Source organism: Pseudomonas sp. AP19, from assembly GCF_001728855.1.
In the GTDB taxonomy this organism is placed as follows: domain Bacteria; phylum Pseudomonadota; class Gammaproteobacteria; order Pseudomonadales; family Pseudomonadaceae; genus Aquipseudomonas; species Aquipseudomonas fluorescens.
Window position 1 is genome coordinate 1 of sequence record NZ_LXJP01000094.1, and the last position, 11,800, is coordinate 11,800.

6 protein-coding genes are annotated in these 11,800 nt (G+C 62.7%); all 6 read right to left on the reverse strand.

Annotation, left to right across the window (positions count from 1 at the left end; genetic code table 11):
- Positions 1–94 precede the first annotated feature (94 nt).
- The 6 genes from A7D21_RS32665 to recC all read right to left on the reverse strand — a co-directional run bounded on the left by A7D21_RS32665 (position 95) and on the right by recC (position 11,750).
- Positions 95–586: an OmpA family protein gene (locus tag A7D21_RS32665; protein WP_053257986.1), complete on the reverse strand. Its 492-nt coding sequence runs from the start codon at positions 584–586 to the stop codon at positions 95–97.
- 4 nt (positions 587–590) lie between these two features.
- Positions 591–1,853 (reverse strand): diguanylate cyclase domain-containing protein, encoded by a 1,263-nt coding sequence (locus A7D21_RS32670; protein ID WP_053257987.1) that lies wholly within the window; start codon positions 1,851–1,853, stop codon positions 591–593.
- Positions 1,850–2,416, reverse strand: coding sequence for a YfiR family protein (locus tag A7D21_RS32675; protein WP_053257988.1), 567 nt, complete (start codon positions 2,414–2,416; stop codon positions 1,850–1,852). Before A7D21_RS32675 ends, A7D21_RS32670 begins: the two co-directional genes overlap by 4 nt.
- A 144-nt stretch (positions 2,417–2,560) precedes the next feature.
- Positions 2,561–4,630 carry an exodeoxyribonuclease V subunit alpha gene (gene recD, locus A7D21_RS32680; RefSeq protein WP_053257989.1) on the reverse strand — a complete coding sequence of 690 codons (2,070 nt, stop codon included), beginning with the start codon at positions 4,628–4,630 and terminating at the stop codon, positions 2,561–2,563.
- Positions 4,627–8,301 (reverse strand): exodeoxyribonuclease V subunit beta, encoded by a 3,675-nt coding sequence (recB, locus tag A7D21_RS32685; RefSeq protein ID WP_069553722.1) that lies wholly within the window; start codon positions 8,299–8,301, stop codon positions 4,627–4,629. Before recB ends, recD begins: the two co-directional genes overlap by 4 nt.
- A complete protein-coding gene (gene recC, locus A7D21_RS32690; RefSeq protein WP_069553723.1) occupies positions 8,298–11,750 on the reverse strand; it encodes an exodeoxyribonuclease V subunit gamma in 3,453 nt (1,150 codons plus the stop codon). Before recC ends, recB begins: the two co-directional genes overlap by 4 nt.
- Positions 11,751–11,800: the final 50 nt, after the last annotated feature.

The following is an 11,800-nucleotide window of genomic DNA, read 5'->3' on the forward strand; positions in this document are numbered from 1 at the left end:
AGCGCAGAATTTTGGTCATGTACAAATAAGTGTGGGAGCTGGCAAGCCAGCGCCCACATTTGACCGCATTGCAGCATTGGAACGGGTTAAGCGGTTAGTCCGCGATCACCACAATCGACACTCGACGATTCTCCGTGCGCCCCGCGACGGTGGTGTTAGACGCCACCGGTTCGCTGCTGCCCAAGCCGCGCAGCTTGACGTTTTCTTCCTTCATCCCCACACCTGTCAGCACCTTGACCACGCTTTTGGCGCGGCGCAGGGACAGTTGTTGGTTGTAGCTCTCTTTGCCCGAGGCGTCGGTGTGGCCGTCGACGCGTACACGTTCGATGCCGGCGCCTACCAGGGCTTTGCCGATACGTTCGACGATGTCGGTGCTGGCTTTGTTGAGGCTTTCCACGTCGCTGCCGAACAGCACTTTGCCCGACAGCCCGAACGCCCAGCCTTCGTCGGTGAGTTCAAAACCTTGCTGTTTGAGCACGGCGACTTGCGCCGGTGTCAGGCCTTTGGGCGGGGCCGTCTGGCAGCCGCCGAGGGCAAGGAAGGCCACCAGTAAGGTGATAAACATAAATCGCGCATTCGAGAACAAGGGATCAACTCCTGTGATTGACATTTGCGGCGGTGGGCTCCGATTCCGCCGTTTGCTGGCCACCCTGGGATAAGCGTTTGGCCTGGTACATCGCCGCGTCAGCGGCATTGAGCAAGGTGCCGGGAGTGGCGCCATGATCGGGGTAAACGGCAATGCCGATACTCAGTGAGGTCAACACCTGGGTGTTGCCGGGCAGCGGGATCGGCACGTCCATGCTGGCAATGATCTTGTCGGCGATACGCTGGGCGTCCTCCACCTTGTGCAGGGGCGCGAGCAGGATCGCGAATTCATCGCCGCCCAGGCGCGCCACCAAGTCATCTTCTCGCAATTGCGCGCGCACGCGCTCGGCGACGGCCACCAGCACGGCATCGCCGGCGGCGTGGCCGAAGTTGTCATTGATGTCTTTGAAACGGTCGCTGTCGAGGAACAGCACGGCGACTCGCTCATTGATTTTGGCGGCGCCGCGCAGCGCGCGGATCAGCCGGCCCTCGAAGAAGGCGCGGTTGGGCAGCCCCGTCAGGCTGTCGTGGCTGGCCTGGTGGGCGAGCGTTTCGTTTTCACTTTGCAGGTGGCTTTGCCAGGCTTCCATCTCGCCGAGCAGGGCATTGAAGTCGCTGCCCAAGTTGTCGAGTTCGGCGATCTGCGCCGGGGGCACGCGCCGGTCAAAGTCGCGCTCGCTGCGGGCGGCGTGGGCCACGGCAGCCAGGCTTTGCAACGGTTTGGTAATCCCCAGCAACAAGCGCCGCGCCAAGTACAACGCCACCCAGGCGCTGAGGGCCGTGCAAATCACGATGCCGGCCAGGCCGCTGAGCAGGAAGCGCAACAGGCTGCCGCCATGGCCGACCACGTGAATGCTGCCGACCCTTTGCCCTTGACGCACAATCGGCTGGCTGATGGGCTGTTCGAGCAACGCATGCGCCAGCGCCAGTTCGACCTGGGACAACATGCCGGTTTCCGGCCGTACCCATTGCGCCAATAGCTTGCCGTTGGCATCAAACACTTCGGCCTGGGCCACTTCCTCGGTGGAGGCGATAAGGCTGAGCGCTTCAGTGGCGGCGGCGCTGTCGTTGAACACCACCGCAGCTTCCACGGTGTAGTTGATGGAGCGTGCGATCAGGTGCAGGTTGTGATCGGCATACACGCGCAGCGCCAACACGCCGAGCAGGGTCAGCGACACGCTGGCCAGGGTCACCGCTACCAGCGCCAGGATCAGGTGCCCTCGGCCGATGACCGAACCCAGGGTCGGCCGCGCTTTATCAGCCCTCATGGCACCGTCGCTCGACGGCGGGACAACTGCAACACGCTGGGGTGGATGCGCACGCCACTGCGGGCAACGGAGTCCAGGTTGACCTCGAACGACACCTGCTCATCACCCACGCGCAGGCAGAACAGGCTGCCCACGGTGCATTGGTCGCCACCTTCGCTGATGCTGAGCACCGGGTGACCAATCAATGAGGTAAACAGCCGGGTGCGCTCATCAGCGCTGAGTTTGCCGATGTACACGGCGTCGCAGGCATTGACGATATCGGGGTGATCGGCCAGCAGGCGCTGCACCACAACCGGACGTCCCGTCGCCTGGGTCGTGCCCTTGACCAGGTCGTCGGTGTATTGGGTCGGCCCGACAATGCACAGGCGCAACTGCGCAGGCTCTACGGGCCAGCGTGCATAACTGAGAATACCGAGCACGACTTGGGTCACCGCCTGGGCGCGCTGATCCGCCGGGCCGGGAGCCTGGGCAAAGGCTCGCGGCGCGAGCACGCACACAAGCGCCACCAGTAACATGCGTCTCCAGCTCAAACTGCGCTCTGCGGGCGAGACAGCCACGTTCATGCAGCAATTCTCTTCAGGTATTTTTTCAAGGTGATGCCGCAACGATAGCACAGCGGCGCAAAGCCCCGGGAAAGCGTGCTTTCGCGAGGCCTGCTATTTTTTCAGAAAAATCACACGATCGAGTCAGAAATATTTCAGGTCCGATCAGTCAGTTTTTTCTTCCGCAGCGTCCAGCTCCAACATCAAACCACTCAGGCGCTTGACCTTGCGTCGCACGGCTTCCTCAAAGACACCACTGCGCGGCTCGATCAGGCTGAACCAACGTTTGGCGCGGGTGATGCCGGTGTAGATCAGTTCTTTGGTCAGCACCGGGTTCAGCGCGTCCGGCAGGATCAACGCGGTGTGGGTGAACTCCGAGCCCTGGGATTTGTGCACGGTCATGGCGTACACGGTTTCCACATCGTTCAGACGGCTGGGCAGTACAAAACGCACACCGCCCTGGCCATCGTTGCGTGGGAAGGCTACGCGAAGCACCTGCGGGCCACCGTCGCTTTCGGGCAGTTTGAGCGCGATGCCGATGTCGCCGTTCATCAGGCCCAGGCCGTAATCGTTGCGGGTCATGAGTACCGGGCGGCCTTCGTACCATTGGTCATCACCTTCGATCAGCCGCACCTTGCGCAGGGCGGCGGTGATGCGCAGGTTCAGCCCTTCCACGCCCCAAGGGCCTTTGCGCACGGCGCAGAGCAGCTGAAAGGCGTCGAACGCTTGCAGCAGCTGTTGCGCCCAGTGTGTCCAGGCCGCGTCTTCGCGCGGGGTGTCGAGGGCCGGGCGCGCGCTGTGCAGCAGGTTGAGGTAAGAGCGATAACCTTGGGCGTCGTCGCCCTGCCCGTCCAGCACCAGCCGCTCCAGGGCGTGGTCGTGTTCGCCCTTGAGGCTGAGGCAGAAGAGGTCGCTGTGGCTGCGAGCGGCCAGCAGTTTGCGCGCCTCTTCGGCGTTTTGCTGGTTGACCCAACGCGCCAGTTGGCCAATACCGCTGCCTTCGCCAAAACGTCGCGAATAACGCAGCATCACCACTTGCTGGGCCAGAGGATGGCTGCCGTCGAGGTCTTCGTGGAGGCCGCTGGCGCTGAGGTCTTCGCCGCTGACGGCTTGCAGCCATCGGCGTGTGTCGGGGCTGTACCAACCGGCTTCGGCGTCGCGGCACAAGTCGCCGAGCACGGCACCGGCCTCCACCGAGGCGAGTTGGTCCTTGTCGCCCAGCAACACCAAGCGGGCGTGGGGCGGTAAGGCGTCCAACAGGTTGGCCATCATCTCCAGGTCGATCATCGAGGCTTCGTCCACCACCAGCACGTCCAGAGGCAACGGGTTGCCAATGTGATGACGGAAGTGCCGGGTGCCCGGGCGACTGCCCAACAGGCGGTGAACCGTGGTGACCTGGGTCGGGATTTTGTCCCGCACGCTGGCGGGCACATTCAGCGACAGCACTTGCTGGCTGATGGATTCGGTGAGGCGTGCAGCGGCTTTACCGGTGGGCGCGGCCAGGCGGATGCGCAACGGGCTGCCGGCTTCCACAGCGGGGGCCTGCAACAGGGCGAGCAGGCGCACCACGGTGGTGGTTTTACCCGTGCCGGGGCCGCCGGTGACGATACTGAATGCGCCGCGAGTGGCCAGGGCACAGGCGAGTTTTTGCCAGTCGATGACGCCGTCGGGTGGCGGTTGGTCAAACAGACGGTTCAGGCGCTGGGGCAAATCGGCGGCGACGCTTTCCACGCTCGCCAGGCGCAGGCGCAGCGCCGTGTCGATACGCCGCTCGTAAGTCCAGTAGCGGCGCAGGTACAAGCGTTTGCCAGACAGCACCAATGGCCGGCTGTGAGCGGCTTCACTGCCATCAACCGCCAGGGCGACCAGGTGACTGGCGGCTAACGCTTGGCACCAATGGGCACCGTCGAGGCCGGCGAGCAGTTGCGACGGCAACAGCATGGCACCGGTCTGCACGTCGCCTTCGGGTGGCAGTGACAAGGCAAAGTCGGGCGCCTTGAGGGTTTCGAACAGGTCGAGGCACACGTGGCCATGGCCCAGTTGATGGCTGGTTAATGCGGCAGCCAGCAGCACCAACGGATCGGCTTGCGCGTCGAGTTCGTGGAGGAAGCCGACGAAAGCTTTGTCCAAGGCGCGCAGCCAGCCGCGGTCGACCCAACGTTCCAGCAGTTGCAACAAGTCGGCGGCGCGGCTGAGCGGCAGCAGTTCCTCAAGCGGTAACGGCGACAGGCTCATAGCAGCACTCCTTGTTCCCAGGCCGGTTCGACTTTAGGCGGTATGGGTTTGCCCTGGAACAGCAGGTCCAAGCCTTCGATCAGTTCGCGTGGTGGCCGGGTGAAATACGCCCCTTGGCTGGCAGCCTGGGTGCCGCGCAGGAACAGGTACAGCGCACCGCCGACGTGACGGTCGTAGTCATAATCGGGCAGGCGTGCCTTGAGCTGGCGGTGCAGGGCCAGCAGGTAAAGTACGTATTGCAGGTCGTATCGATGCTCGAGTATCGATTGTTCCATCGCGTCTTGGGTGTAGGCCGAATCGTCGGGGCCAAGCCAGTTGGATTTGTAGTCGGCCACGTAATAGCGGCCGTCGTGTTCGAAGGTCAGGTCGATAAACCCCTTGAACATGCCGTTGAGCAATACCGGTTCGGCGGCAACCCGCGACACGCCGTGGTGGGTGTGCTGGCATACCCACTTGTCGAGGGCGAGCACGTCGACTTTGTGGCTGGCGAACCAGAACTCCATTTCAATCTGGTAGTGCCGCAGGCTGCTCAGGGTGACCTGGTCGTTATCCACAGGCAGCGGGGTTTGCAGCAAATGGCCCAGCCAGCCGCTGAGGGTGATGATCCAACCTTCCCAATTGCGCCGGTTGCAGCGCGCGCCCACGGCTTTTTCGATGGCCTCGGGTGTCACGTTGAAGCCCTCCTCACCCGCCCATTCCAACAGGCCGTGGAGGAAAGTCCCTGGATTAGGGCCACGTGGGAAACGGTGAATGTCACCGCCGGACGCGGCCACTTCGCGCGGCGCATCAGGGTCGAGGCGTTCGTCATCGAACAGCTTCTGGGCTTGTGGGTTTTCCGGCGCTTCGAGGGGCGCGGCGCTCATGCTGTCGCCAATGCGCAAGGCACTGTAGGAGGCGATCCACCAGTTCTCGGCAGCCTTGCGCTTGGGCAGCAAGGGCGCGAGCAAGCTGGCCTCGTTGCGCGGAGGGTGGAACAGGCTGTCTTGCGCGTCAGGCACGTGGGCGTAGTGGATGGCCGCGCAGCCTTCCTGCAAGTCCAGCAGCCAGCGCGCCAGACCGGCGGATTCGCCCAGCGATGCGCCGGCGCCGAGCAGATACCCCAGCGCTGACAAGTGCAAGACGGAGCTGTTGGTATTGCCGCGCTTAAGGTCGGCAATGCCGAGCCAGCAGGCGTGTTTGGCACGGGTCAGTGCCACGTAGAACAAGCGCAGGTCTTCGGCCAGGCGCTCATCGTCGGCCTGGGCGATCAACTCGGCGGTGGGCCGCAGGCTGACCTGGGATTTGCCATGTTCGTCGTGGTAATGCAGCGGTAAACGGCTGCCATCCACCGGCTTGGCCGAGCAGATAAAGGGCAAAAACACCAGGTCGTATTCCAAGCCTTTGGACTTGTGAATGGTGACCACTTTGACCAGTTGCTCATCGCTTTCCAGGCGCAGGATCTGTTCCTCACCGGCCTGACCTGACAGCGCCAAGTGTTCGGCCAGATGGCGGATCAGCGCTTGTTCGCCGTCCAGTTCCGCCGCGGCCTGTTGCAGCAGTTCGCTGAGGTGCAGCAGGTTGGTCAGCACACGTTCGCCATCGCTGCGGGCGATCAGCGTGTGTGGCAGCTGGAAATCGTGGAGCAGGCGCCGCAGCATCGGCAGCACGCCTTGGGTGCGCCAGATCGCACGGTAGCCTCGGAACTGCATCACGCGGGTTTCCCACGCCAGCTCGTCCTGATTCAGACGCTCCAGTTCCGGCAATGAAAGGTTCAAGGTGACACAGGCCAGGGCGGCGCGCAGCGGGCGCTCGACGTCCGGTTCCGCGCAGGCCTTGAGCCAGGCCAGCAGGTCGTGGGCTTCCTGGGCGGCGAAGACGGAGTCTTTGTCGGACAGGTACACGCTGCGCACGCCACGGGCAGCCAACTCGGCGCGCACGGCTTGGGCTTCCTTGCCGTCGCGCACCAGGATGGCGATGTCTGACGGGAGCACGCCATTGAAACGGCCATCCTCTTGTAGGAAGCCGGCAGTACGTTGCTGTCCGCCATTGAGCAACGCGACGATTTGCGTGGCGCAGGCAGCAGCCAGTTGCTGGCGATACACCGCGTTGGAAATCGGCTGGTCAGTAGGCAGGTGCCAGAGGTTCATCGCTGGCAGCGTTTGACCCTCCACCTGCAGTTGCTCTTTGCGGCCTTGGGACATTACCGAGTGGAACGGCACCGGGTTGTCGCCATTCGGCTCGCGGAACAGGAATGCGCCACGGCCGGTTTCCGCGCGTTGGAACACGTGGTTGACCGCCTCGACCATCGCATGGCTGGAGCGGAAGTTAGTGCCCAGGGTGTGATGGCGACCAGCGGTAGACTGACGGGCGCGCAAGTAGGTGTAGATGTCGGCACCGCGGAACGCGTAGATCGCCTGTTTGGGGTCACCGATCAGGAACAGGCCACTGTCGAGGTGGTTTTCTTCAATGCGGTAAATGCTGTCGAAGATGCTGTATTGCACCGGGTCGGTGTCCTGGAATTCATCGATCAGCGCCACGGGGAACTGCTCGCGGATCACACTGGCCAGACGCTCGCCACCTTCGGCTTGCAGGGCGGCGTTGAGGCGAATCAGCATGTCGTCGAAGCCCATTTCGGCGCGGCGGCGTTTTTCTTCCTCGAAACGTTTACCCACCCAGCCGGCGGCGTGTTGCAACACTGCGGCATCGGGCGTGGGCAAGGCGTCGAGGCTGGCTTTGAGACTGGCCATCGCGTCAATGCCAGGGTGGCGCGGCGGTTCGCCCTTCCAGGCTTCGGCCATGCCGTCGGGTGTGAGGCGGGTGAAGCCGGTGCCGATGTCCAACTGCTCAAGGGTTTCGTCAGCAGCCCAGGCACTGATCTTTTCGAACCAGGGCTCGAAGTAACGGGCTTGCATCTTGCGGCCGTCGACGGCTTTGGCAGCCACGGCCTGCAGGCAGATATCGCGCAGCTCGGCGGCCCATCGTTGCCAGGGTGCCTTGAGCGCGACCAGCGCTGCACGGCGCTCTTGCAGGCAGGCGTTGATCAGCTCGCTTGGCTCGCGGGTTTCGTCTGTAGGCCGCTCGCTGCCGAACAGCGCACGCACGCGCGGCATCAGCGCGGCGGGGCCGCTCCAGTTTTTGCGTACCCAATTGAGTGCGTCGTCATGCATCGGGTAGCAGAACAGCCGCCAGTAGTCGCGCAGCACTTCGCCGAGCAGGTCACTGTGATCGGTTTCCAGGGTCTGGGTGAACAGGCTGCCACTGTCGAACGCGTGTTCGCGCAGCATGCGCTGGCACCAACTGTGGATGGTCGAGACGGCGGCTTCGTCCATCCATTGGGCGGCGATGTCCAGACGGTTGGCGCAGGCGGGCCATTGCTCGGGGAGGTATTGATCGCGCAGGTCAGCGATCAGGGCATCGGGCTGATCGATTTCGTCGCGAAAAAAACGCGCGGCTTCGGCGAGGCGGATACGGATGCGTTCGCGCAGTTCTTTGGTGGCCGCATCGGTGAAGGTCACCACGAGGATTTGCGGTGGCAGCAGTTCGCGACCGAAGCCAGACTCATCCCCCCCATGGCCAAGCACCAGGCGCAAATACAGGGCGGAAATGGTAAAGGTCTTCCCGGTGCCGGCGCTGGCTTCAATCAGCTGGCTGCCTTTTAGCGGGAAGGCCAGGGCTAAAGGTTTGCCGATCATGCGCTGGCCTCCTCACGGGTGAGCGATCGCCAGGGGGCGTTGATCAGCGGGCGATATAGGGTTTCGCACCAGCCTTCGAACTCTTCGCTGGCTACCAGGGTGGCGTAGTCGGGGAACTGGCGGGTGAGTGCCGGGGTTTCTCGCCGTTCGCCGTCGGTGGTCAGGCCGTCGCCTTCGTAGGCTTTGCTTGCGGCGGCCTGCGCCTTGGCAGGGTCGGTTTGGCCGAGCCAGGCGAAGGCGGTTTTCACAGCCACCGGGAGTGGTTTTCGCATGCCGGTGTGCCAGGCCAGCAACAGGTTGCCGAGGATTTCCCGGGCACTGGATGTATCCAGCGGGCTCAGTAACAAGGTGTCGTCACTCGCGACCAAACCGGTGCTGAGTGGCAGGCCGCAGGCGCAGGCAACGACGTGATTGACCCACGGGCGAATCAGGCGATGCCACTTGCGGGTCTTGATTGAGCCGATGCTGTTGGGGAGGGTGGTCACGCTTAGCAACCCGCCATCACTGCGCCGATGCAGGCCACTGATCCAGCCTTCCAGCTGCAGACCTTGATGCTCAAAACTGATCGGCTCGGCGGTTGTTTGTGGTGTGGGCCACAGCGCCAGTAAATGTTGGTAACGCTGCAACAAGTCGGGCAATGGCTCGATCAGTTCGTTACGCAGGCACTCGCCAAAACCGACCATTGGCAACAGGCCACTGCCTTGCAGGCGCAGCGCCTGGGCTTGGAGGGCCTGATCCACATGATCGGGCTGGGTCAGCGCGGCGTTCAACAGGCTGTCGCTGAGGCTGTAGCGTTGCAGCGCGTCAAGGACGAAGGGTTCTTCATCGGCCAGCGGCACTTCAGCGGCTTCGAAGAACACTTTCAGACGCTGGCTGAAGAAATGTTTGACGGGGTTGCGTAGGAAATCCTGCAACTGCCCAAGGCTCAAGGGTTCTTCTTGTGGGTGTGGCGCCAGTTCCTGCTCTTGTAGGGGGGCATCGGGCGCTTCGTGGAGCAACTGCCACTCGCGTGCGTAGCTGAACAGTGGGTCGCCGGCATGGAAGTAGCGAGCGCTGAACGGCTGGAGTGGGTGCTCCTGAGTCATTGCTTCCAGCAGCGGTGCTTCTGCTTGTGCGTTGTGCCAGCCGCTGGCGAGATGATCGCGCAGTTGGCCAATCAGTACGGAGGCCGGACGCTCGCTGTTGTCACGGATGCTGCGGCCGACCCAACTGATATACAGCTGGTCGCGGGCCGACAGCAGGGCTTCGAGCAGCAAGTAGCGGTCGTCTTCACGGCGGGAACGGTCGCCGGGGCGGTAGTCGCTGCCCATCAGGTCTAAGTCCAACGGCGGTTGCGCGCGCGGGTAGTCGCCGTCGTTCATACCCAACAGGCAGACGAGCTTGAACGGGATGGCGCGCATGGGCATCAGCGTGCAGAAATTGACAGCGCCTGCGAGGAAACGCTGGGACAGGCGGCCTTGGTCCAGCCCGGCCAGCCAGGCTTCGCGGACTACGGTGAGAGGTAACTCGTCTTGTAGGCCGACGGACTCGCAGGTCTCCAGCCAAGTTTCTCTGAGTTGTTCGAGTTGGCCGAGGAGGTAGTCGTCGTGTTCGCTGCTGGGCAGGAAGAATAACTGCATCAGGCGCTGCAGGCGCTCGCCCCACTCGCTCGGCGCCGCTGGTTGGGACAAGGCTTGATGCGCGCCATTTAATGCATCCAGCAAGGCGACCAGTGGGCCGATCAATGCGGCATCGAGACCACCGATTTCATCATAGGGCTCGATGCCATCGCAGGCCGGGCCAGTGCCGACGGCATAGCCCAACAACATGCGGCGCAAGCCGAACCGCCAACTGTTTTGCTCCAGCTCGTTTGGCAGGCCCAGGCCGGCGCGTTGCTCGGCGTTAAGGCCCCAGCGGATGCCGGCACCTTCGATCCAGCGGTGCAGTGTGGGCAGGTCGCGTTCCTTGATCGCGAAACGTTCACGCAACGCAGGAACGTCGAGCAGGTCGAGAATTTCACTCACGGGGAAGCGGCTGTCCGGGAGTTTCAACAAATGCTCGACGGCGATCAGCAGAGGGTCGCGGCCGCGCTGGCCTTGGTCGGTAAGGGTGAAGGGGATAAAGCGTGGGTCGGTTCTTTCCAGTTGACCGAACACAGCGCGAATATGCGGTGCGTAGCTGTCAACGTCGGGGACCATGACGATGATGTCGCGCGGGCGCAACTTGGGATCGGCGCTGAACCGTTGGAGCAGTTGGTCGTGGAGAATTTCCACTTCGCGCTGGGCGCTGTGGGCAATGTGGAAGCGGATGGAGCTGTCGTTATTGAGGTCGACGCCGGGCCACAGCTCACGCGTTTCGTTGAGTGGGCGCAGTTCGAGAATGTCATCCTGCAACTGATTGAGCAGTGTGGTCGGTTCGCTTTCGCTGAACAGGTCGATGCGCCCGTCACGGAAGGCGGCGCGGTAGCTGTTGGGGTCGTCGTAACTGTCCAGCAGGCTGATGTAGTCACGGCCCTGTTTGCCCCAGGCGGCGAGCAGCGGGTGCGCGTGCTGGTGCAGGGTTTGCGGGTCGATGGTGACCGGCATTCCGACCTTGCGCGCTTGGCGTTTGTACTCGTTGCGCAGCAGGTCTTTGTCCGCAACGATGTCAGACCAATGGTGGCGACAAGGGTTATGTACGCACAGCAAGACTTGGCTGAATCTCGCCAGGCCAGCGAGCGCTTCCAGCGCCTGTGCGGGCAAAGAGGAAATGCCGAAAACAATCACACGGGACGGCAGGCCTTGGGGGGCTTCTTGGAGGGTGTTGATCCGCTCAATGAAACGCTGATGAACACCGGCACGGCTTTCAGCCATGCCCTCTTCACCGACATCCAGTAACAGTGCACGCCATAACTCTGCTTGCCAGCAGTTCGCGGGGTTCAGCGGCTTGGACTCGCCTCGACCGTTGCGCAGTTGGTGACGGCCGGCGGCCCAGTCTTCCAGCCAGTCGGCGCGGTAGACCTGGTACTGGTCGAACAAGTCGGCCAACCGCTCTGCGAGTTGATAGCGTTTGCGCAGGTCGGTGTCGTGGGTGAGAAAACGCTGCAGCGGCTCGAAATGCGCTTGATCGATGAGCTCTGGTAGAAGGCGCATCAGGCGCCAAGTCAGTGGGGCCTTATCAAGCAGAGACTTGGGCGGGATCTCATCCTTGCCCAGAACCATGCGATAGAGCTGCCACATAAAGCTGCCGGGAAGCTGCACATCGATAGCGGCGGCGATGCCGCAGCCGCCCATATCATCTTCTTCGGGGTCTTCGGCCAAAGCCAACTTGAGCCATTGAGCAATGCCGTTGCTTTGAACCAGTGCTATTTCGTTTTCCAGGGGAGCCAGCGGATAACGACGCATCCAGCTGACGACGAGGCTGCGCAGTTCGTCCAGGCGGTTGCCGTGAACCACCATAAATCCAGCGCTGAGGGACGTCGCATCCGGCATAACGGCTTCCTTGGGAAAAGCAAAATCGAGGCATGGACTTTAGCACTGTA

Excerpts from the sequence above, each read along its gene's own strand:
- A7D21_RS32670 (WP_053257987.1), bottom strand. The coding sequence starts at position 1,853 with ATGAGGGCTGATAAAGCGCGGCCGACCCTGGGTTCGGTCATCGGCCGA.
- recC (WP_069553723.1), bottom strand. The coding sequence starts at position 11,750 with ATGCCGGATGCGACGTCCCTCAGCGCTGGATTTATGGTGGTTCACGGC.
- recB (WP_069553722.1), bottom strand. The coding sequence starts at position 8,301 with ATGATCGGCAAACCTTTAGCCCTGGCCTTCCCGCTAAAAGGCAGCCAG.
- A7D21_RS32675 (WP_053257988.1), bottom strand. The coding sequence starts at position 2,416 with ATGAACGTGGCTGTCTCGCCCGCAGAGCGCAGTTTGAGCTGGAGACGC.
- recD (WP_053257989.1), bottom strand. The coding sequence starts at position 4,630 with ATGAGCCTGTCGCCGTTACCGCTTGAGGAACTGCTGCCGCTCAGCCGC.